The sequence below is a fragment of the Streptomyces sp. FXJ1.172 genome, from assembly GCF_001636945.3.
Taxonomy (GTDB): Bacteria; Actinomycetota; Actinomycetes; order Streptomycetales; family Streptomycetaceae; genus Streptomyces.
Window position 1 is genome coordinate 3,192,329 of sequence record NZ_CP119133.2, and the last position, 22,463, is coordinate 3,214,791.

Here is a 22,463-nt window from a genome sequence, read left to right on the forward strand (position 1 = left end):
GACAGGCCCGGCGGGCCCTGGGCTCAGCCCATGAACTTCTTGAACTCGTCCGGCAGCTCGAACTCCTGGCCGCCCTGCTGCGGCACCCCGAAGGCGCCTCCGCCCTGGGCCGCCGCCTCGCGGCGCTGGGCCTCCTCCAGCTCCTGCTGCTTGCGCTTCATCGGGTTGCCGGAGCGCTGCTTGCCCTTGGCCTTCTTCTGCTGCTTCTTCTGCCGGCCGGGACCGCCGCCCATGCCCGGGATACCCGGCATGCCCGGCATACCGCCGCCCTGGGCCATGCGGGACATCATCTTGCGGGCGTCGAAGAACCGCTCGACCAGGTTCTTCACGGCGCTGACCTCGACACCGGAGCCCTTGGCGATACGGGCGCGGCGCGAGCCGTTGATGATCGTCGGGTCCTGGCGCTCGCCCGGGGTCATCGACTTGATGATCGCGGCGGTGCGGTCGACGTCCCGCTCGTCGATGTTCTGGATCTGGTCCTTGATCTGGCCCATGCCCGGGAGCATGCCGAGCAGCTTGCTGATGCTGCCCATCTTCCTGACCTGCTCCATCTGGGCCAGGAAGTCGTCCAGGGTGAAGTCCTGGCCCTTCTTGGACGCCAGCTTCGAGGCCATCTTGGCGGCCTCTTCCTGGCTGAAGGTCTTCTCGGCCTGCTCGATCAGGGTGAGCAGGTCACCCATGTCGAGGATGCGGGAGGCCATCCGGTCCGGGTGGAACGCGTCGAAGTCGTCCAGCTTCTCGCCGTTCGACGCGAACATGATCGGCTTGCCGGTGATCTGCCGGATCGACAGGGCGGCACCACCGCGGGCGTCGCCGTCGAGCTTGGAGAGGACCACGCCGTCGAAGCCGACGCCGTCGCGGAAGGCCTCCGCGGTGTTGACCGCGTCCTGGCCGATCATCGCGTCGACGACGAACAGGATCTCGTCGGGGCTGACCGCGTCGCGGATGTCCGCGGCCTGCTGCATCATCTCCTGGTCGATGCCGAGGCGGCCGGCGGTGTCCACGATCACGATGTCGTGGACCTTGGACCGCGCGTGGTCGATGGAGTCCTTGGCGACCTGGACGGGGTCACCGACGCCGTTGCCCGGCTGCGGCGCGAAGACGGCCACGCCCGCGCGCTCGGCGACGACGCTGAGCTGGTTGACGGCGTTCGGGCGCTGGAGGTCGGCGGCGACCAGCAGCGGGGAGTGGCCCTGCTCCTTCAGCCAGCGGCCGAGCTTGCCCGCGAGCGTGGTCTTACCGGCACCCTGGAGACCGGCCAGCATGATCACGGTGGGCGGCTGCTTGGCGAAGCGCAGGCGGCGGGTCTCGCCGCCGAGGATCGTGACCAGCTCGTCGTTGACGATCTTCAGGACCTGCTGGGCGGGGTTCAGCGCCTTGGAGACCTCGGCGCCGAGGGCCCGCTCCTTGATGTTCTTGATGAACGTGCGGACGACCGGCAGGGCGACGTCGGCCTCGAGGAGCGCGATGCGGATCTCGCGCGCGGTGGCGTCGATGTCCGCCTCGCTCAAGCGCCCCTTGCCGCGCAGATTCTTGAAAGTCGCTGACAGGCGATCGGAGAGAGTGTCGAACACGGCGGCGTCGGTCCTCGGGGTCGGGGGCAGTGTCTTCCAGAGTATCTGGCCCGACAGGACAACGGTCCCCGCCCGTCGCATCCGGCGAGCGGGGCGCTCCCCCGCAGCCGCGGGGATCACATGGCGTCCGTGTCGGCCTCGGAGAGCCGTCCCGGGTCACCTCCGCGTACGCAGAGACCACGCCGTGTCAACGGCCGCGACGGCCACACGGTCACGCCCGAAGCGTCTCCTCCAGCACCCGCGCCAGCGATGCCGCGTCCTGCGCCGGGAGCTGTGCCCCCGTGCCCGTCGTGACGTAGAAGGCGTCGACGGCGTTGGAGCCCAGCGTGCTCACGTGCATGCTGCGCACCCGCACCCCCGCCTTCTCCAGGGCCATGCCGATCCGGTGCAGCAGGCCCGGGGCGTCCTCGGCACGGACCTCGATCACCGTGGCGTGGCGGGAGGCGGCCGGGGCCACCGTGACCCGGGGCGGCGGGGCGAGCCGGCCGCGGCGCCTCGGATACGCCGCGTCCCGCTCGGCGAGGCGGCCGGCGATGTCCAGGGAGCCGTCGAGGGCGCGGACGAGGTCGGCGCGCAGCCGGGCGGCCTGGGGCAGGGAGCCGTACTCGGCGGCGACCCGCCAGTCGAGCAGGAGGACCGAGCCGTTGTCGACGTCGTCCGGCAGGCGCAGGGCGCGCAGCTCGGCCGTGCGGACGGTCAGGCGGTGCACGGCGAGGACACCTGCGACCGCGGGGAGCACGGCGGGCTGGTCGGGTACGGCGATGAGCAGTTCCACGCCGAGCGGTTCCGGTCCCCCGGCGGGCTCCTCGTCCGTGACCGGTTCCGTCTGCGCGCGCAGGGCGAGGACCGGGCTGCCGGTGCGGAACGCCTCGATGGCGAGGCGCTCCTGCTCGGCCGTGGGCGCGGTCGGCTCGGGCTCGTCCGGGGCGTCCCCGGCGAGCACCGCGGACACCCGCCGGACCAGGTCGGCGACGAGGGAGCCGCGCCAGGAGGACCAGGCGGCCGGGCCGGTGGCGAGGGCGTCGGCCTCCGTCAGCGCGTGCAGCAGCTCCAGGGTGCTCTGGCTGCCGGCCGCCTCGGCGACCGAGCGGACGGTGGCCGGGTCGTCCAGGTCGCGGCGCGTGGCGGTCTCGACGAGCAGGAGATGGTGGCGGACCAGAGTCGCGAGGACGGCCACGTCCGCGCGGTCGAAGCCGATCCGCGCGGCCACGTCCTTGGCGATGATCTCGCCGGCCACCGAGTGGTCACCGGGCCAGCCCTTGCCGATGTCGTGCAGCAGGGCGGCGACCAGGAGCAGGTCGGGGCGGCCGACCCGGCGGGTCAGTTCGGAGGCGCGAACCGCCGTTTCGATCAGGTGCCGGTCGACCGTCCACACGTGGACGGCATTGCGCTGCGGGCGGCAGCGGACCCGCTCCCAGTCCGGCAGCAGGCGGCTGATCACGCCTTCGGCCTCCAGCGCCTCCCAGACCTCGACGGTCGGGCGGCCGGAGCCGAGCAGCGTGACCAGCTGTTCACGGGCCTCGGCGGGCCAGGGCGTGGGCAGGGGGCGCGTGGTGGCGGCCATGCGGCGTACGGCGTGCAGGGAGAGCGGGAGGCCGGCCTGCGCGGCGGCGGCCGCGGCGCGCAACGGGAGAACGGGGTCGCGTTCGGGGCGCGCGGCACGGGCGAGCACCACCTCGCCGTCCTGCTCCACCACTCCCTCGGCGAGCGGTGAGCGCTCGGCGACGGGTTTGCCGCCCCCCAGCATGGCGCGCAGGCGCGGCCGCACGGCGCGTGAACGCAGCACGCGCCCCACTTCACGCCAGGTGACGTCGCTGGCGTACGAGATGACGCGCGCCGCCTCGTACACCTGCCGCAGCAGCGTGTCGGCGTCCAGCAGGCCCAGCTCGGCCGCCACCTGGTCCTGTTCCTGGAGCGCGAGCCGGTCGGTGGCGCGGCCCGTCGTCAGGTGCAGGGCGTCGCGCACGTCGAGCAGGCGCCGGCGGGCGTCCGCGAGGCCCTCGCGCGGGGCGTCGGCGAGCCAGGAGGCGGCGACGGCGCGCAGGGCGGTCGCGTCTCGCAGGCCGCCGCGCGCCTCCTTCAGGTCGGGTTCCAGCAGGTACTGCAACTCGCCCTGCCGGTCGGCGCGTTCGGCGCACAGTTCCTGGAGTTCGGGGAGGCGTCTGGGGGCCTGGTTGCGCCAGTCGGCGAGGACGGCCGTGCGCAGGCCGGCGGTGAGGCCGAGGTCGCCGGCGAGATGCCGGGCGTCCAGAAGACCGAGTTGGACTTTCAAATCCTCCCCGGCGGTCTTCCTGGCCTCTCCAGGGGTGCGCACGGAGTGGTCGAGGGCGAGGCCGAGGTCCCAGACGGGGTACCAGATGCGGTCGGCGAGGGCGGCGACCGCGCCGGGGTCGGAGCCGTCGTGCAGCAGCAGGAGGTCGAGGTCGCTGCGCGGGGACAGTTCGCCGCGGCCGTAGCCGCCGACCGCGACCAGAGAGGCGCCCCTGAGGTCCCGGGCCGCCGCGGTGAACAGGCCGCCGAGCCAGTCGTCGGTCAGTTCCGCGAGGGCGGCACGGCGCGGCGGCCCGGACCGCGCCTCCTCGGTGAGGAGGCGCAGCCGGGCCGCCGCGTAGCCGCTGGGTCCCGAGTCCTCTGCTTCCGTGCGCACGTCCGTACCCGTCACCCAGTGGCTCCCGTCTTGTTCTGCTGTCGTGTCAGAGCGCGTCGGGGCCGCGCTCGCCGGTACGGACCCGTACGGCCGTGTCGACCGGCAGGGACCAGACCTTGCCGTCACCGATCTTGCCGGTGCGGGCCGCCTTCACGATGACCTCGACCAGCTGCTCGGCGTCGTCGTCCTCGGCCAGCACCTCGATACGGATCTTCGGGACCAGGTCGACGGTGTACTCGGCACCGCGGTAGACCTCGGTGTGGCCCCGCTGCCGACCGTAACCGCTGGCCTCGGTGACCGTCAGCCCGTGGACGCCGAACGCCTGAAGCGCCTCCTTGATCTCGTCCAGCCGGTGGGGCTTGACGACGGCGGTGATGAGCTTCATGCGTCCACCTTCTTGGTCTGTGCGGCGGCCAGGGCCGGGGCGTGGGCGGCGGAGCCGATGACACCGCCGCCGGTGCCGCTGAAGTCGTAGGCGCTCTCGGCGTGCTCGGCCTGGTCGATGCCGGCGATCTCCTCGTCCTCGGTGACCCGCATGCCGATCGTCTTGTCGAGCAGGAAGGCGAGGACCGCGGAGACGACCAGGGAGTAGGCGAGGACCGCGCCGACACCGGCGCACTGCTTCCACAGCTGGGTGAAGGAGTGGTCGCCGTAGAAGACACCGGTGGCGGTGGACTGGCCCTTGCCGGTGGCGAAGAAGCCGATCAGCAGGGAGCCGATGATGCCGCCGACCATGTGGACGCCGACGACGTCGAGGGAGTCGTCGTAGCCGAACTTGAACTTCAGGCCGACGGCCGCGGCGCAGGCGACACCGGCGATGGCACCGACGGCGATCGCGCCGAGCGGGGAGACCGCGCCGCCGGACGGGGTGATCGCGACCAGACCGGCGACCGCGCCGGAGGCGGCACCGAGCGTGGTGAACGCGCCGTGCCGGATCTTCTCGTAGGCGAGCCAGGCCAGCATGGCGGCACCCGTCGCGACCTGCGTGTTGACGAACATCAGCGCGCCGACGCCGTCGTCGTTGCCGAGCCAGGAGCCCGCGTTGAAGCCGAACCAGCCGAACCACAGCAGACCCGCGCCGAGCATGACCAGCGGAAGGCTGTGCGGGCGCATCGGGTCCTTCTTGAAGCCGACGCGCTTGCCGATGACGAGGATGACGCCGAGGGCCGCCGCACCGGCGTTGATGTGGACCGCCGTACCGCCCGCGAAGTCGATCACGCCGAGCTTGAACGCCCAGCCGTCGGCGCCCCAGACCCAGTGGGCGACCGGGACGTAGACGATCGTGGCCCACAGGGCGATGAACAGGCACCAGGCCGAGAACTTCACGCGGTCGGCGAGGGCGCCGCTTATCAGGGCCGGGGTGATGATGGCGAACATCATCTGGAACACCATGAAGACGAAGATCGGGATGGTGTATCCGGGCCAGAGCTCGGTCAGGCCGATGTGGCTGAGCCCGAACCAGTTCGAGTTCCAGCCGATCAGGCCGTTGTGCGTGCCGAAGGCGAGGGAGAAGCCGTAGAGCGTCCAGAGGATGGTGATGATGCCCATGGCGATGAAGCTCATCATCAGCATGTTGAGGGTGCTCTTGACCCGGACCATGCCTCCGTAGAAGAAGGCGAGGCCCGGGGTCATGATCAGCACCAGGGCGGAAGCAATGAGCATGAAGCCTGTGTTCGCGGACGACAGCTTGGGTGCCTCCGCGGCAAGCGTGATGGCTGGAGCCATCGGCGTCTCCTCGTCGGTTTCTACGGCCCCGTGCGGGCGGTGCCTGGGCGGTCCGGTGGTAGCGGGGGGTGGGCCGGTTATGCGCCAGAGACTGACGCAGCGCGGTTTCGGTGAAAGCCCCTCGTTGTTTCGCCGGGGTGACGAAGGCGCCCTGCGTGTTACGTGCCGATGAATTGCGAGATCTCGCGAAGGGGTGCAAACCGGCCGCGGCGGGCCTCTCCGATGACCTGGCATGGGGGAGCCGAGTCGGGCAGTTCGGGAGGACCGGCCGCGGCCGGGGCTCGGTGTGCCGGGGATCGTCAGACGGCCTCGGCGGTCTCCGGGAGGTCCACGGCGAGCTGGTCGGTGAGGTCGACGACGCTGGCGAGGTCGCCGTAGTCCCGTGCGGCCGTGTCGACCGTCTTTCGGATACGCGTGTTCACCCGCTCGGAGCGGACCTTCTTGGCGATCTCCATGGCCTGGGAGGCGTAGGCCGTGCCCAGCTCGGGCTCGCGCTGGAGCAGGTGCACGGTGGCCTTGCCGATCAGGTTGAGCGCATACGACCGCTGGTGCTCGGCGTCCATGGCGAACAGCTCCACGGCCCGCTGCATGAGCGGCTCGGCGAGGGAGGCGTAGGTGGGGCTGCGGCCGGCGACATAGGCGAGATCGCGGAAGGAGTGGGAGTTCTCGCCGTACAGCTCGGCCTCGGAGAAGAAGCGGATCCAGTCGGGGTCCGGCTCGTCCCACTCGTCGGCCTCGGCGAAGGCGTCCTCGGCCATGCGGACCGCGCGCTTGGTCTTGCCGGGCTGGCCCATGTTGGCGTACGCGCGGGCCTCCATCGCATACAGCATGGACTGGGTGCGCGGGCTCGCGCAGTCGCGGCTGCCGTACTGGGCGAGGTGGATCAGCTCCAGGGCGTCGTCGGGCCGGCCGAGGTGGATCATCTGGCGGCTCATGCTGGACAGGACGTAGGAGCCGAGCGGCTTGTCACCGGCCTCCTTGGCCGCGTGCAGGGCGAGGACGAAGTACTTCTGCGCGGTGGGCTGCAGGCCGACGTCGTACGACATCCAGCCCGCCAGCTCCGCCAGCTCGGCGGCGACCTTGAACAGGATGCGGGTGGTGGCCTCGGGCTGGGGTTCCTGGAGCAGGTCGGTGACCTCGTGCAGCTGGCCGACGACCGCCTTGCGGCGCAGGCCGCCGCCGCACTGGGCGTCCCACTGGCGGAACATCCGGGTGGTGGATTCCAGCAGGTCCAGCTCGGGCTTGGACAGGCGGCCGGGGCGGCGCGGGTCGAGGAAGGGCTCGGGCTCGGGCGGGACAGGGGAGGCCGGGCTCGGCACGAGCCAGCGCTGCATGGGCTCGATGAGGGACGGGCCGGCGGACAGCGCGAGGGAGGTGCCGAGGAAGCCGCGCCGGGCGAGCATCAGGTCGCTGCGCGAGAACTCGCCGAGCAGGGCGACCGTCTGCGGGCCGGTCCAGGGCAGGTCGACGCCGGTCGCGGAGGGTGACTGGCGGGCGGCGCGCAGGCCCAGGTCCTCGATGGAGACCACACAGCCGAAGCGTTCGGAGAACAGCTCCGAGAGGATGCGCGGGATCGGCTCGCGGGGATTCTCGCCGTCCAGCCAGCGCCGTACGCGCGAGGTGTCGGTGGAGATGTGGTTGGCACCCAACTGGCGTGCCCGGCGGTTCACCTGGCGGGCCAGCTCGCCCTTGGACCAGCCACTGCGCACGAACCACGAACCGAGCAGCTCGTTGGGGCGCTTGTCAGCGTTCGTCCCGCTACCGCCGTTGCCGCTCACTGGAACGCCCCCATCCCTGAGATCACTTGTCGCCATTGCGATCCTCGGCCGCCCCGGAGGGAGACCGTCACGCGCCAGCCCTATCAGAATGCCGGTAAATACAGGCTCCCGTCCGCCGGTTGCCACCCTTCGAACGGGTTGGCGACTCGCCTCCGGCATACCCATGGATGCATATGCCCCCAGGACTCGCACACTCACAGTAATCCTACGATCACCGGTCCAGCCATGGCGATCCAGGAAACGCCACCATTCGCCACCCCTTCGAATGAACTCACGGTCGCCCTTACGCGATTCACTTGACATAGGACAGCCGGAAGTGGGCGGAGTGACGCACTCGGGGGCGCGCAGGCCCCGATGCACGACCCGAAGCGCTTCATGGCGCTGCCTTGACCTCGCGCTTGATCCCGGGCCGGCGCGGGAAGGCGAAGCCATGGCACTACGGTCCGCTTTCGTCTCATTCCGTGGCGTAACCACCGGCGCGCTGGACCCGTTGGAGGGGGCATGGGCTTCACGATCGGCGGCATTCGCGAGATCCGCTCCGGCACGCGTCGGCGCGGCCGTTCCTCGGAGTGCACCGCCGTCGCCGAGTTCACCGGGCTGTGGGGCTGGGACGTGGTGCCGGGCGCGCGGGCCGCGGCGGGCGCCTGCTCGTGCGGGCGCGCCGAGTGCCCGGCGCCGGGCGCCCACCCGCTGGAGTTCGCGCCCCAGGTGCCGGCCGGGGCCACGCTGGACGAGGTGAGCAAGGCCTGGTCCGAGTTCCCGGGGGCCGCCGTGATGCTGCCGGTGGGCCGGGCGTTCGACGTCATCGACGTCTCCGAGGCGGCCGGCCGGCGCGCCCTGGCCCGCCTCGAGCGCATGGGCCTGCCCCTCGGTCCGGTCACCGCGACCCCGGAGGGCCGCGCCCACTTCTTCGTAGCGCCCGGCGCCGCGGCCGAACTGCCCCGGCTGCTCTACCGCACGGGCTGGGACGACCCCACCGCGCTGGACCTGCAGGGCCTCGGCCCCGGTACGTACATCACGGCCCCGCCCTCCGACCGGGGCGGCCTGGGCCCGGTGCGCTGGCTGCGCCCGCCGGCGCTGGACTCGGCGACGGCACCTCCGGCGGCCCGGCTGCTGCTGGGCACACTGGCGTACGTGGCCCACCGCTCGCGGGCCTAGAGAACCGTCCCGCACAAGGCGAAGCGCCCGCCCCCAACTGCACCTTGGGGCCGGGCGCTTCTCTTTCTTCGCGCCTATTCCGACGCCGCTCTCGCGGATCTGGTCGGTCGCCGTCGTGGTTCCTCACTCATCGGTCGCGGTCCGTGGGTGAAGGCTGATCCATGGGGAGTCACTCACCGATCAGCGCGTCCACGAACGCCTCCGGCTCGAACGGCGCCAGGTCGTCCGCGCCCTCGCCGAGGCCGACCAGCTTGACCGGCACGCCCAGCTCGCGCTGGACCGCGACGACGATGCCGCCCTTGGCCGTGCCGTCGAGCTTGGTCAGCACGATGCCGGTGATGTCCACGACCTCGGCGAAGACCCGAGCCTGCACCAGACCGTTCTGGCCGGTGGTGGCGTCGAGCACCAGCAGCACCTCGTCGAGCGGCGCGTGCTTCTCCACGACCCGCTTGACCTTGCCCAGCTCGTCCATCAGGCCGGTCTTGGTGTGCAGGCGGCCGGCGGTGTCGATGAGGACCACGTCGACCCCCATCTCCTTGCCCTCCTTGACCGCGTCGAAGGCCACGGAGGCCGGGTCACCGGCCTCGGGGCCGCGCACGGTGTGGGCGCCGACGCGCTCGCCCCAGGTCTGGAGCTGGTCGGCGGCGGCGGCACGGAAGGTGTCGGCGGCGCCGAGCACGACGGTGCGGCCGTCGGCGACGAGCACGCGCGCGAGCTTGCCGGTGGTGGTGGTCTTGCCGGTGCCGTTGACGCCGACGACCATCACGATGCCGGGCTTGCGGTCCTCGGGCTCGGTCCTGACCGTGCGGTCGACGTCGGTGCCGACCAGCTTGAGCAGCTCCTCGCGCAGCAGGCCGCGCAGCTCCTCGGGGGTGCGGGTGCCGAGCACCTTCACGCGCTCGCGAAGGCCCTCGACCAGTTCCTGGGTGGGCTGGACGCCGACGTCGGCGGTGAGCAGCGTGTCCTCGATCTCCTCCCAGGTCTCCTCGTCCAGGTGCTCGCGCGACAGCAGCGTGAGCAGACCCTTGCCGAGGGCGTTCTGGGAGCGGGACAGGCGGGTGCGCAGGCGGACCAGACGTCCGGCGGTGGGCTCCGGGATCTCGATCCCGGGAGCCTCTTCGACAGCAGGAGGCTCCTCTACGGCGACCGGCGCGGGGCCGCCCGGGAGATCCACCTCCTCGATCGTCCGGCGCGGTTCGTCGCGCGGCGTCTCGGCCTCGTCGCCGACGTGCGGCTCGGCCGGGGGCGCGGTGATGTCGGGCGTCTTCGGGGGCGGCGGAGGCAGCGGCTTCCGGCGCCGGCTGCCCACGATCAGCCCGCCGAGCGCGCCGAGCACGACCACGGCGATGACTACAGCAAGGATGACGGTTTCCATAACCTGTCCAGTATCAGCCATGGGTTACGACGGAACCCCGTTTGTGGCTTCCTCCGAGAGACAAACGCCACCAAAAGCAAGGAGTCGGAGCAAAGTACGATGGTGGCGACTCAGTTGACGCGCGTAGAGTCCGATCGTCCCTGTCCCCCCACGTCTGGCCCTTTTTTCCATGAGCAAAACCGTCGAGACCGAAGGCGCTCTCGAGACCCGTGGCATCGAGCAGGTCCCGGATCACGAACGCACCGCGAAGACCCGTGAGCTGTTCCCCACCTGGGTCGGCGCCAACATCAGCGTGCTGCTGCTGACGATGGGCGCGAGCCTCGTCGTGGCGTACCACCTGAACATCTGGCAGGCGCTGGTGGTCGCGGTGGCCGCGCCGGTCGTGTCGTACGGCCTGGTCGGGCTGATCGGCATCGCCGGCAAGCGGGGCGGCGCGCCCGGCATGGCGCTGTCGCGCGCGGTCTTCGGCCAGCGCGGCAACCTGCTGCCCGGCTCGCTGATCTGGGTCGCGCGCTGGGGCTGGGAGACGATCAACGCGGTCACCGGCGCCTACGCGATGCTCACCATCCTGGACATCCTGTTCGGCCTGAAGGCGAACAGCGTGCTGGACATGGTGATGCTGCTGATCTTCGTCGTCGCGACCTTCGCGATCTCGGGTCTTGGCATCAACGCCGTGCAGAAGTGCAACAAGTACGCGACGTACCTCTTCGGCGTCTTCTCCGTGCTCGTCCTGGTCTATCTGGCGGTGAACACGAACTGGTCGAAGGTGATGCACCACAGCGCGGGCTCCACGGCCGCCGTGATCACCGGCATCGGCATGATCGCGGCCGGCGGCGTCAGCTGGATCCCGACCGCGCCGGACTTCACCCGCTACCTGCCGCGCACGGCCTCGTCGAAGGCGATCGTGGGCACGGCGGTCGGCGGCGCCGGTGTCGTCGTCCTGCCCATGGTCCTGATGGGCGCGGTGATGGCGGTCTCCACGCCGGACCTGGCCTCGGCCACCGACCCGGTGTCCTTCCTCGGCGAGATCCTTCCGACGTGGATCGCGGTGCCGTACCTGTTCATCGCGCTGATCGGCATGCTGCTCATCAACTCGATGTCGATGTACTCGGCGGGCTTCACCGCGCAGACCCTCGGCATCAAGGTGCCGCGGCACTGGGCGGTCTCGGTGAACGCCGTGATCTCGCTGGTCTTCGGCGGGGTGCTGATGCTGGTGGCGACGAGCTTCATGGGCTCCTTCATCGCCTTCCTGTCGCTGCTGGCGGTCGCCTTCTCCGCCTGGGTCGGTGTCTTCGGCGCGGACATGCTGCGCCGCACCGAGTACGACGGCCGGGCCATGACCGACACCACACGCACCAGCGCCTACTGGTACAAGGGCGGCTTCTCCCCCGCGGCCGTCGCCGCCTGGGCGATCGGCCTGGTCTCGGGCCTGATGTTCACGACCTCGGACTGGTTCACCGGCCCGCTCGCGAAGAACAACGTCATCGGCGAGTACGGCCTCGGCTGGGTCGCCACGATCGTGATCTCGGGCCTGCTGTACCTGGCCCTGCCGAAGCCGGCGGTGGCAAAGCCCGCGCAGGTCACCGAGCCGGCCGAGGAGCGCGCGACCGCCTCCGTGTGACGGGCCTCAGCCGGTCGGGCCGGTGGGCGGTCCGGCTGCGGCCGGCCTCAGCCCTTGGCCCGGCGGGTACGGGTTCGGTGTACGGCTTCGGTCATCCCGCGAGCCCGCCTCCCGCCCCTCCATGGCCATCTGACGCTACGTCAGCTAACGTCCCCCTCCACCGAGTCGTACCGGAGGGGGACTTCCCATGCCCGTCACGGTCGTCCGTTTCAACCTCGTCGCTCCCGGCGCCACCCCCGCCGCCCTCTCGGCCCGCTACCGGGCCGCCCTGGAGATGGCCGCGTACGCCGACGAGCACGGGATCAGCACCGTGCAGACCGAGGAGCACCACGGCGCCGGGAACAACTGGCTGCCGTCGCCGTTCGCGTTCGCGGGCGCGGTGTTCGGGGCGACCCGCCGGATCGCGGTGACGGTGTCGGCGATGATCGGCCCGCTGCACGATCCGCTGCGGCTGGCCGAGGAGATCGCGGTGCTGGACCTGCTGAGCGGCGGGCGGCTGGTGACGGTGGCCGGGATCGGCTACCGGCCCGAGGAGTACGCCCTGTTCGGCGTGGACTTCAGGCGCCGGGGCCGGCTCCAGGACGAGCTGCTGCAGACCCTCCTGAAGGCGTGGTCCGGCGAGGAGTTCACGTACCGCGGCCGTATCGTACGGCTCACCCCGCGTCCGTTCACCGATCCGCATCCGCTGCTGCTGGTCGGCGGCTCCTCGAAGGCCGCCGCCCGCCGGGCCGCCCGGCTGGGCCTGCCGTTCTTCCCGAGCGCGCATCTGCCGGAGCTGGAGGCGTACTACAAGGAGAAGCTCACGGAGTACGGCACCGAGGGCTGGGTCATGATGCCCGCGGCCAAGACCCCGCTCCTGCACGTGGCCGAGGACCCGGACCGGGCGTGGGCACACTACGGCGAGCACCTCCTGCACGAGGCGCGGACGTACGCCTCCTGGCAGTCGGGGCAGGTCCGCTCGGCGGTGAAGTCGGCGGCCGCGACGGTTCAGGACCTGCGCGCGGAGGGGGTGTACCGGATCGTCACCCCGCAGCAGTGCGTCGACCAGGGGCTGGACAGTCTCGTCCTGCATCCGCTGGTGGGCGGGATGCCGGTCGAGGAGGGATGGCGGAGCCTGCGGCTGTTCGCGGAACGGGTCCTGCCCGAGCTGGGCGGCTGAGCCGCGGCGGTGTCCGGTCGGCCGGGGCGGAGGGCCGCCGCCGGCCCGGGTGTTCGGCGAACGGACGGCGGTGGCGGGCCGGGGAACGGCCCGAACTCCTCGAAGAGATCGCCTTGTTGCGCTCCTGCGGGACCGGGCCGCGGCCGCGGCCGGGACCGGGGCGCGCGCCACGGCACTCGTGGAGCGGCCGGCCGCCATCGGTCCGCTGCCCGTCGCGCGCGGGAGCCGGGCGCCCGGGTCGCCGTCCGGTGACCGCCGCACATGACACCACCGCCCCCGGGCCGGGCAGTGGCCGGGCCGGGGGCGGCGGATGGTGCGAGGAGAGGGGCAGCGGGGACTTGGCCCTTCTCCTCGGTCTCGGGGGCCTCCTTCGGGAGGATCAGCCCATCTCCTCCAGCGACTTGCCCTTCGTCTCCTTGACGAACTTCAGGACGAACGGGATGGAGAGCGCCGCGAAGACGGCGTAGATGACGTACGTGCCGGACAGGTTCCAGTCGGCCAGCGACGGGAAGCTCGCGGTGATGGCCCAGTTGGCGATCCACTGCGCGGCCGCGGCCACGCCCAGGGCGGCGGCGCGGATCTTGTTCGGGAACATCTCGCCGAGCATGACCCAGACGACCACACCCCAGGACAGGGCGAAGAAGAGGACGAACAGGTGGGCGGCGATCAGGGCGACCCAGCCCTGGGTGGCGGGGAGCTTGCCGTCGACCAGGTGGGAGGAGAACGCCCAGGCCTCCAGGGCGAGACCGACGGCCATGCCGACCGAGCCGATGAGCGCGAGCGGCCGGCGGCCGACGCGGTCCACGAAGATCATCGCGATCACGGTGCCGACGATGTTGATGATCGACGTCGTGAAGGAGTAGAAGAACGAGTCCGTCGGGTCGACGCCGACCGACTGCCACAGCGTCGAGGAGTAGTAGAACGCGACGTTGATGCCGACGAACTGCTGGAAGACCGACAGGCCGATGCCGATCCAGACGATCGGCTTGAAGAAGAAGCCGCCGCCGAGCAGGTCCTTGAACGTGGACTTGTGCTCGCTCTTCATCGCGTGCTCGATCTCGGCGACGCGGGCGTCCAGGTCGGCGCCCTCGCCCTCGACCTCGGCGAGGATCTCCTTGGCGCGCTCACGCCGGCCGACGGAGAGCAGGAAGCGCGGGGACTCGGGGATCGCGAAGGAGAGCAGGCCGTACAGGACGGCCGGGACGACCATGACGCCGAGCATGACCTGCCAGGCCTCCAGGCCCATCAGGTGGCCGCGCTGGTTGCCGCCGGCGGCGTTCAGCAGGCCCCAGTTGACCAGCTGCGAGATGGCGATGCCGATGACGATCGCCGCCTGCTGGAAGGAGCCGAGCCGGCCGCGGTAGGCGGGCGGGGCGACCTCGGCGATGTAGGCGGGGCCGATGACGGAGGCCATGCCGATGGCGAAGCCGCCGACGACGCGCCAGAGGGCGAAGTCCCACAGCGCGAAGGGCAGCGCCGAGCCGACGGCGCTCACCGTGAACAGCACGGCGGCGATCTGCATGACCCGGATACGGCCGATCCGGTCGGCTATGCGGCCGGCGTACGCGGCACCGATGGCACAGCCGATCAGGGCGATCGCGATGACCTGGGCGAGGGCGGCGGAGCCGATGTCGTACTTGGTGCGGATGGCCTCGACCGCGCCGTTGATCACGGAGCTGTCGTAACCGAAGAGGAAACCGCCCATGGCGGCAGCCGCCGCGATGAAGATGACGTGCCCGAGATGCTCGGGCTGAGCCGTCCTGGCTCCTGACTGAGGTGCCTGCGTTGTGCTGGTCACGGGTATCTCCTCGGGCCACGGCAACGCTGCCGCGGGTGGGGGCGAGCCCTTACAGGTGAGACCTGAAGGTAAAAGCAACGTTGCAGAGACTATGCCTTCAAGTTTCGAAGTCAATACTTCAACGTCTGTGAGTTTTTCGATATACCCAAGGGCTCCATGTTCACTTCTTGAACACAGAGTGAGTTGATCTTGATGGGATGCGCTAGCGAAGGCGCTGGGAGATGACCTTCGAGACGCCGTCGCCCTGCATCGACACGCCGTAGAGCGCGTCGGCGACCTCCATCGTGCGCTTCTGGTGCGTGATCACGATCAGCTGCGAGGCCTCCTGCAGCTCCTGCATGATCCGGATCAGCCGCTGCAGGTTGGTGTCGTCCAGAGCCGCTTCGACCTCGTCCATGACATAGAACGGGCTCGGCCGGGCCTTGAAGATCGACACCAGCAGCGCGACGGCCGTCAGCGAGCGCTCGCCGCCGGACAGCAGCGACAGCCGCTTGACCTTCTTGCCCGGCGGCCGGGCCTCGACGTCCACGCCGGTGGTGAGCATGTTGTCGGGATCGGTCAGGATCAGCCGTCCCTCGCCGCCCGGGAACAGCCTGCTGAAGACGCCCTCGAACTCGCGGGCCGTGTCCCGGTAGGCCTCGGTGAAGACCTGCTCGACGCGCTCGTCGACCTCCTTCACCACCTGGAGCAGATCGGCGCGGGTCTTCTTCAGGTCCTCCAGCTGTTCGCTGAGGAACTTGTGCCGCTCCTCCAGCGCCGCGAACTCCTCCAGCGCCAGCGGGTTGACCTTGCCCAGCTGCTGGTAGGCCCGCTCGGCTGCCTTGAGCCGCTTCTCCTGCTCGGCCCGGTGGAAGGGCCGGGGCTGGTTGCGCGGGTGCTCCGGGTCGTCCGGCAGCTGCTCGCCGTCGGCGGGGGGCGAGGGCGGCACGGGCTGGTGCGGGCCGTACTCCGCCACCAGTCCCTCCGGTTCGACACCCAGCTCCTCCAGCGCCTTGGTCTCCAGCTGCTCTATGCGCAGCCGCTTCTCGGCGCCGAGTACCTCGCCGCGGTGCACCGAATCCGTCAACTTGTCGAGTTCCGACTTCAGTTCGCGGCCGGCGGTGCGCGCGGCGGTCAGTTCCTGCTCGCGCCGTGCCTTCGCGGCCTCGGCGGCGGAGCGCTCCTGCTCGGCGCGGGCGAGGGACACCTCGATGTGGGCGAGCAGCTGCCGGGTGCCGGAGGCGACGGCCTCGGCCACGGCCGCCTCGTGCCGCAGCCGGGCACGGCGCTGCTCGGCACGCGCGCGTGCCTCGCGTTCGGCGTGGGCGGCCCGGTCGAGGGAGTCGGCGCGCCCGGCGAGCCCCTTGACCCGCTCCTCGTGGGTACGGACCTGGAGGCGGGCCTCCATCTCGGTCTGCCGGGCATTGGCGCCGTCGGCGGCGAGCCGGTCGCGCACGGAGGTGTCCGGCTCCTCCTCGACCGGCATCTCCTCGGCAACGGCCAGCCGCTCGGCCAGCTCCTCGGCCTCCTGTACGGCCTTCTCCAGTGCCTCCTCGGCCCGGGCGACGGCAGCGGCGGACCGCTCGGCCTCCCCGGCGGCACCGCGTGCCTGTCCGGCGAGCCGCCCGAGCTGCTGGGCCACGGCCGACTTCTCCCGGTCGGCGGCCCGGCGCCGCTCTGCGAGTTCTTCCACGAGGGCGGCGGCCTCCGTACGCCGCCCGGCCGCCGTGTGCTGGGCCCCGGTGAGTTCCTCGCACCGCAGCGCCAGTTCCTCCAGCTCGGCACCTGCCTCGTCCACGGAGGCCTGCACCTCCAGCAGGCTCGGCGCCCCGGCGGAGCCGCCGTGTGCGAAGTGGGCGCCCAGAAGATCGCCGTCGGAGGTGACGGCGGTGAGGTCCGGGTGCGCGTAGACCAGCTCTTCGGCGTCCTCCAGGGTGCCGACGACCACGATTCCCTGCAGGAGGCGGTGGACGGCGGGCATGAGGTCGGCGGGGCCGCGAACCAGTTCAGCGGCGGTGTGCCCACCGGGGGGTACCGTCGCGGACACTGCGGCGGCCGCGGGCACGTCGCGGCTTGTCGCGCCGTTCCCCGCGCTCCTGCGGGACGCGTCGTCGCCGGCCAGGATCAATGCCGCTCGGCCGCCGTCCTGCTTGCGGAGCAGGCGGATCGCCTCCGCCGCCGCTGCCGGCGTGGATACGGCGATCGCGTCCGCTGCCGCGCCGAAGGCGGCCGCCAAGGGGACCTCGTAGCCGGGGGTGACCGTCAGCAGCTCGGCCGCCGGGCCGAGCACGCCCGTCAGCCGGTCCCGGGCGCCCAGCAGTATTCCGGTGCCGTCCTTGCGCCGGAGGCCCAGGGCCAGGGCTTCCCGGCGGGCGTGGGTCGCGGCACGGCTGCGTTCGGCAGCGGTGAGCGCCTCGCGTGCCGTGCCCAGGGCGGATTCCGCCTCGGCGAGCCTGCGTCTGGCCGCCTCGTGCTGCTCGGCCAGATCGGCGTCGTCGGCGTCGAGGCCGTCGACCTCCGCCTTGAGGGCCTCGTACTCCTCCTGTGCCGAAACGGCCCGTTCCTGTGCCTCGTCGCGGGCCGTGGCCAGGCGGTCGATCTCGGCCTGGGCGGAGGCGGCGCGCGAGCGGGCCGCGTTGACCTGGCCGGTCAGCCGGGCCAGCCCCTCACGGCGGTCGGCGATGGCGCGGGCCACGTCCTTCAGCCGGCGTTCCTCGACGGCCAGCTCCCGCTCCAGCTCGGCCCGGTGGGCGACCGTGTCGTCCAGGGCGTGCTGGGCCGCGTCCAGGGCGGCCTCCAGCTCGGCCTCCTGCTCGCGGATGCGGGCCGCTTCACGCTCCAGGTCCTCGGGGTCGCGTCCGCGCCGCTCCTCCGGGGGCGCGGACGTCGCGCTCTTCACCCGTGCGTCGGCCAGCGAGATCGTGCCCCGGACGCGTTCGGCCAGCTGCGACAGCTCGTACCAGGTCTGCTGTGCGCGCTGGAGGCGGGGCGTGAGCTGCCGTACCTCGTCCTCCAGCAGGCCCTCGCGGAGCAGGGCCTTCTTCAGCTCCTGCTCGGCCGCTTCCTTGCGCTCCTTCAGCGCGGCTTCGTCGGCGATCTCGGTCCTGAGCGCCGCGCGCAGTCGTACGAGGTCGTCGGCGAGCAGGCGCAGCCGGGCGTCGCGGAGGTCCGCCTGGATGACGGCGGCCCTGCGTGCCACCGCCGCCTGGCGGCCGAGCGGCTTGAGCTGGCGGCGCAGTTCGTCGGTGAGGTCCTGCACGCGCGCGAGGTTGGCCTGCATCGCGTCCAGCTTGCGCAGGGCCTTTTCCTTGCGCTTGCGGTGCTTCAGCACGCCCGCGGCCTCTTCGATGAAGGCGCGGCGGCCCATGGGATCGGCGTGCAGGACGGAGTCGAGCTGGCCCTGGCCGACGATGACGTGCATCTCGCGGCCGATGCCGGAGTCGGAGAGGAGTTCCTGGATGTCGAGGAGCCGGCAGGTGTCGCCGTTGATCTGGTACTCGCTGCCGCCGTTGCGGAACATGATCCGCGTGATGGTGACCTCGGCGTACTCGATGGGCAGCGCCCCGTCGGAGTTGTCGATGGTCAGCGACACCTCGGCGCGGCCCAGCGGCGGGCGGCCGGTGGTGCCGGCGAAGATGACGTCCTCCATCTTGCCGCCGCGCAGCGACTTGGCGCCCTGCTCGCCCATGACCCAGCTGAGCGCGTCCACGACATTGGACTTGCCCGAGCCGTTCGGGCCGACGACACACGTGATGCCCGGCTCGAACCGGAGTGTGGTCGCCGAGGCGAACGACTTGAACCCGCGGAGGGTCAGGGCCTTGAGGTGCACGCCGCCGGACTCTACCGGGCGCCGCTGTCTCACTCCATGAACCCTCGCAACCGCGCGGTTTCACCGGTGAACAGGCAGGGCACACCGTACGTTAAAGAGGGTGAAAGGATGCACGGGGGAAGAACGAAGGGACGCCGAAGCGTCCCTTACCAACTCTGACGGCTGGGTTTCAGCCGCCCTATCAACTGAGCGGTTGGTTACGGCAGCCCGATCGCTGCGATGCTGTCGTGGAGCGATGCAATGATCAGGTGAGCGCAGGCTCCGCCTGGTGTGCGTCGATGCTCTCCATGATCCTGTCCTGAGAGGCGGCAGCCGTCAGCGCGTCGTTCTCCGCCTGGATCCGTACCAGCTCGGACTCCAGGTCCTGGACACGCTGCTGCAGCCGTCGCATCTCGGCGAGGAGTCGAGGGTCGGAGCCGCCGACGTAACCGAGAAGCGCCTTTGCCATGATGGATGGTCCTCCACACTGAGTGACCGACCGATGCGGTGTGGGTCGTGAGGGATTCGCACCCGCGGTGCTTGGCACATCCGGGTGTTGCTCTGCTGTTGCTTCATGCCAAACAGCTAAGGTGCGCGGGGCTTTCAGCGTCTCACCAAAAAGTTTGACGGTCAACACGATCACACCCCGTATTGGCGGGCGGACCGGGGGCGCACGGCCGGGAAATCGGCGGCGCTGCGACTCTTCCGGTGCCTCGGGGCGTGACGATCAGATGTACCAGCGGAGCCTGCCATGCCGGGCCGTTCTTGGCAACCACCAGGCCATTTCTGCTGTCCGCCCCTGCCCCGGCGGCCCGCCGCGCGCCGGTCCGTACGGCTCGGCGGGGCCCGGCTCAGCGGATGGCGAAGCCGTCGTAGCCGCCGCGGGGTGTGTCCCAGATCTCGGTGACGCCCTCCACGCGCCCGGGCGTGTCGCTGCCCTGGAGCCAGCCCAGCAGCCCTTCGCAGCCCTCGCGCGGCCCTTCCGCGACCACCTGGACGCGACCGTCGGCCAAATTGAGAGCAAAACCACTCAGGCCGCCGATCTCCAGTGCCTTGGCCCGCGTGTACCAGCGAAAGCCCACGCCTTGCACGTGTCCACGCACCCAGGCGACCAGTCGTACATCCTCGCTCATGGGTGCAACCTAGCGGCCGATGTCACTCAGGACACATCCGTCCCCCAGTGGCATGGGGTACCGTCCCGACGCAATGAATCTCATATGAAACTCACTCGATCGAGTGAGTCGGGTTGGCCGGGGGGAGTCACTCGCCGCGCAGGCTCCGGGTTCGACCGCGAGCATGAGGAAGAGGGCAAGGACATGGGACGGCACCGACGCTCCGCCGCCGGCCGCGCCGCCAAGGGCCGCGCCACCGAGGTCACGCACCCGACCGGTTCCGCCCCCGGGAGCGAGGGCCCGCAGAACCCGTACCCGCAGGACCCGTATGCGCAGCGTGCATATGCGCAGGACCAGCATGCGCAGGGCTCATATGCGCAGGACTCGTATACGCGGGGTTCATACGCACAGGTCCCGTACTCGCGGGACCCGTACGCCCAGGACTCATACGTACGGGACCCGTACGCTCTGGAGTTGTACAGAGGGGCCCCGAACGTGCCGGAGTTGTACGCGCGGGACTCGTACGCGATGGAGCCGTACAACTCGTACGCGATGGAGCCGTACAGGGGGGACCGGGCGCCCCGGGGCATCGCCCCGTATCTGAACCCGGAGGCCTACGCCGACACGAACGCCAGGGCCCACGCCTATCTGTTCGCCGCCGACGACGGCCCGGGCCCCGGTGGGGACGGGTTCGCCGCGGGCGGTGACTCGCCCAGGCGCCGGCGGCGGAAGAAGGCCGCGCGGCCGGTGCGCGCGGGCCTGCTCGGGGTGACCGCCGCGGTCGCCCTCGGCACGACCGCGGTGGCCACGGGCATGGTGCCGGGCCTGGCGCACTACCGGCTCGGCGGCAGCACGGACACCACCGGCAGCGAGCAGGTGCAGGCGGTGGACCCGCCGGGCGACACGGCGACCGAGCAGGGCGGTGCGTCGGGCAGCGCCGACAGCCCCGGCGGCATCCCCGTGGCCGGCGCCGAGTCCTCGAGCCCCTCCGCGTCCGCCTCCGCCTCGGCCTCGGCCTCTCCGACGCCCACCGCGTCGAAGACGGCGTCCCAGCAGCCGACGCCGACGGCCACCGCGTCCAAGCCGACGAGCACCCCGTCGCGTACGGCGGCCAGGAAGCCGTCCACCGCTCCGGTGGCGGTGCCGGCGCAGGCCGCGGCCGAGGCGGAGGTGCTGAAGCTCGTCAACGAGGAGCGGGCGAAGGTCGGGTGCAGCGCGCTGTCCGCGAACTCCTCGCTGACCAAGCTGGCCGAGGCCTTCAGTGCCGACATGGCCGCGCGGGGCTTCTTCGACCACACGGACCCCGACGGCAAGTCGCCGTGGGACCGGGCGGACGCGGCCGGGATCGCCGACCTCGGCGGCGAGAACATAGCCCGGGGCCAGGCGGACGCGGCGGCCGTGATGCAGGCCTGGATGAACAGCCCCGGCCACAAGGCCAACATCCTGAACTGCAACTTCAAGACCCTCGGCGTCGGCGTCCACTTCGGCTCGGGCGGCCCTTGGTGGACTCAGGACTTCGGGTACTGACACTCAGAGACTGCGGCGGTACGACAGTCCGGGGCGGCCGCTGAGCCGCGTCTCGCCGACGACGGTGAAGCCGGTGCGGGCCAGCACGGCCCGCGAGGCCGCGTTGTCGAGGGTGGTGTCAGCCGTCAGGACGGTGAGCCCGTACCGCTCGGCGGCCCGGACGCACACCTCCCGCACGGACCGCGTGGCCAGCCCCCGGCCGGCGGCGCGCTCGGCGATCCGGTAGCCGAGATAGGCACCGCCGTCCGCCACTTCGTAGAGGTTGACGCGGCCGAGCACCTCACCGTCGGTGCCGGTCACCAGATGGAAGAAGCCTTCGCCCCTGTCCTGCTCGGCGAGCAGGGCGTGCAGCAGCTCGTCGAACCGGGCGAAGTAGTCCTCGCCCCGGTCCGGGACGGTCGCGGCGAAGTACGCCCGGTTCTCCCGCTCGAAGGCGAGCAGTGCGGGGGCGTGGTCCGCACTGAGCAGATGCAGCTCCGGCATGCCGCGACGATACGGATCCCGGCCGGCCCGTGTCCCCCGCTTTTCGCCTGCCTCAGGCCGCGGCACGCCCCCGCGCGAACACCAGCGCCGCCTGCGTCACCCGGCGGCCCAGGTGCTCGGCGGTGGCCAGGTCCGCCTTGTGGACGGCGTCGGGACCCTGGTCGTTGTTGCTCTGGGCGGCGGCGCCGGAGAAGAAGCCGAGGCGGTTGAGGTCGTTCTCGGAGGCGGTGCTGCTGTTCCAGCCGGGCAGCAGGCCGAGGTTGACCCAGTGCATGCCGTGCTGGGCGGCGAGGGTCTGGAAGAACTGCAGGGTGTGCAGCTTGTCGCCGCTCTTGGAGGCCGAGTTGGTGAAGCCGGCGGCCAGCTTGTCCTGCCAGGCGCGGGTGTACCAGCGGCCCGAGGTGCCCTCGGCGAAGACGTGGAAGGCGCCGGAGGCGGTGCCCATGTAGGTGGGCGAGCCGAAGACGATCGCGTCGGAGCGGTCCAGCGTCTCCCACTGCTCGTCGGTGATCTCGTCGACCTTGATCAGGTGCACCTCGGCACCGGCGTCGGCGGCACCGGCGCGGACGGCCTCGGCGAGGACGGCGGTGTGGCCGAAGCCGGAGTGGAAGGCGATGGAAACGACAGGGGTGGTCACTACAGACTCCTCGATCGGACAGCCCGGAATGCGAGCGGGCAGCTCAAAAGCACTGACTTCAGGAAAGCACTAACTTTCAGTT

The 22,463-nt window shown here is 71.2% G+C and carries 16 protein-coding genes; 4 read left to right on the top strand and 12 right to left on the bottom strand.

The genetic code is table 11. The annotated features are described in order from the left end of the window. Window positions 1-23: 23 nt before the first annotated feature. From ffh to nsdA, 5 genes are all read right to left on the bottom strand, one after another. Window positions 24-1,574, bottom strand: coding sequence for a signal recognition particle protein (ffh, locus tag A6P39_RS13985; RefSeq protein WP_067041608.1), 1,551 nt, complete (start codon window positions 1,572-1,574; stop codon window positions 24-26). A 211-nt stretch (window positions 1,575-1,785) separates the two neighbouring features. Then, window positions 1,786-4,236: a [protein-PII] uridylyltransferase gene (locus tag A6P39_RS13990; RefSeq protein WP_067041274.1), complete on the bottom strand. Its 2,451-nt coding sequence runs from the start codon at window positions 4,234-4,236 to the stop codon at window positions 1,786-1,788. A 31-nt stretch (window positions 4,237-4,267) separates the two neighbouring features. Beyond that, the gene (locus tag A6P39_RS13995; protein ID WP_067041271.1) at window positions 4,268-4,606 is read right to left on the bottom strand and encodes a P-II family nitrogen regulator; all 339 of its coding nucleotides are present in this window, start codon (window positions 4,604-4,606) and stop codon (window positions 4,268-4,270) included. After that, window positions 4,603-5,946 (bottom strand): ammonium transporter, encoded by a 1,344-nt coding sequence (locus tag A6P39_RS14000; RefSeq protein ID WP_067041268.1) that lies wholly within the window; start codon window positions 5,944-5,946, stop codon window positions 4,603-4,605. Before A6P39_RS14000 ends, A6P39_RS13995 begins: the two co-directional genes overlap by 4 nt. Window positions 5,947-6,245: 299 nt before the next feature. Beyond that, window positions 6,246-7,724, bottom strand: coding sequence for a transcriptional repressor NsdA (gene nsdA / locus A6P39_RS14005; protein WP_067041265.1), 1,479 nt, complete (start codon window positions 7,722-7,724; stop codon window positions 6,246-6,248). 501 nt (window positions 7,725-8,225) lie between these two features. Between nsdA and A6P39_RS14010 the strand changes: the two genes are divergently transcribed. Next, on the top strand, window positions 8,226-8,882 hold the full coding sequence (locus tag A6P39_RS14010) for a bifunctional DNA primase/polymerase (protein WP_067041261.1): 657 nt from the start codon (window positions 8,226-8,228) through the stop codon (window positions 8,880-8,882). Window positions 8,883-9,051: 169 nt separating this feature from the next. On the opposite strand, the gene ftsY is transcribed toward A6P39_RS14010, so the two are convergent. Further along, window positions 9,052-10,257 (bottom strand): signal recognition particle-docking protein FtsY, encoded by a 1,206-nt coding sequence (ftsY, locus tag A6P39_RS14015; protein WP_067041258.1) that lies wholly within the window; start codon window positions 10,255-10,257, stop codon window positions 9,052-9,054. Between the two features lie 169 nt (window positions 10,258-10,426). Between ftsY and A6P39_RS14020 the strand changes: the two genes are divergently transcribed. Then, on the top strand, window positions 10,427-11,878 hold the full coding sequence (locus A6P39_RS14020; protein ID WP_067041255.1) for a cytosine permease: 1,452 nt from the start codon (window positions 10,427-10,429) through the stop codon (window positions 11,876-11,878). Between the two features lie 187 nt (window positions 11,879-12,065). Further along, window positions 12,066-13,037: an LLM class flavin-dependent oxidoreductase gene (locus tag A6P39_RS14025; RefSeq protein ID WP_067041252.1), complete on the top strand. Its 972-nt coding sequence runs from the start codon at window positions 12,066-12,068 to the stop codon at window positions 13,035-13,037. Window positions 13,038-13,416: 379 nt separating this feature from the next. Here A6P39_RS14025 and A6P39_RS14030 read toward each other — a convergent pair whose 3' ends face one another. The 4 genes from A6P39_RS14030 to A6P39_RS14045 all read right to left on the bottom strand — a co-directional run bounded on the left by A6P39_RS14030 (window position 13,417) and on the right by A6P39_RS14045 (window position 19,755). Beyond that, window positions 13,417-14,835, bottom strand: coding sequence for a sugar porter family MFS transporter (locus A6P39_RS14030; protein ID WP_067041249.1), 1,419 nt, complete (start codon window positions 14,833-14,835; stop codon window positions 13,417-13,419). 202 nt (window positions 14,836-15,037) lie between these two features. Then, window positions 15,038-18,643 (bottom strand): chromosome segregation protein SMC, encoded by a 3,606-nt coding sequence (gene smc / locus A6P39_RS14035; protein ID WP_067041246.1) that lies wholly within the window; start codon window positions 18,641-18,643, stop codon window positions 15,038-15,040. 244 nt (window positions 18,644-18,887) lie between these two features. Continuing rightward, entirely contained in the window at window positions 18,888-19,091 is a 204-nt protein-coding gene (locus tag A6P39_RS14040; RefSeq protein WP_023546484.1) for a hypothetical protein, read from the bottom strand. Window positions 19,092-19,473: 382 nt separating this feature from the next. Then, complete coding sequence (locus tag A6P39_RS14045) at window positions 19,474-19,755, bottom strand: acylphosphatase (RefSeq protein WP_067041243.1); 282 nt, start codon at window positions 19,753-19,755, stop codon at window positions 19,474-19,476. 183 nt (window positions 19,756-19,938) lie between these two features. Between A6P39_RS14045 and A6P39_RS14050 the strand changes: the two genes are divergently transcribed. Continuing rightward, a complete protein-coding gene (locus tag A6P39_RS14050; RefSeq protein ID WP_079133197.1) occupies window positions 19,939-21,261 on the top strand; it encodes a CAP domain-containing protein in 1,323 nt (440 codons plus the stop codon). A 3-nt stretch (window positions 21,262-21,264) separates the two neighbouring features. On the opposite strand, the gene A6P39_RS14055 is transcribed toward A6P39_RS14050, so the two are convergent. Beyond that, entirely contained in the window at window positions 21,265-21,744 is a 480-nt protein-coding gene (locus A6P39_RS14055) for a GNAT family N-acetyltransferase (RefSeq protein ID WP_067041240.1), read from the bottom strand. 52 nt (window positions 21,745-21,796) lie between these two features. After that, window positions 21,797-22,381: a flavodoxin family protein gene (locus A6P39_RS14060; RefSeq protein WP_067041237.1), complete on the bottom strand. Its 585-nt coding sequence runs from the start codon at window positions 22,379-22,381 to the stop codon at window positions 21,797-21,799. Window positions 22,382-22,463: the final 82 nt, after the last annotated feature.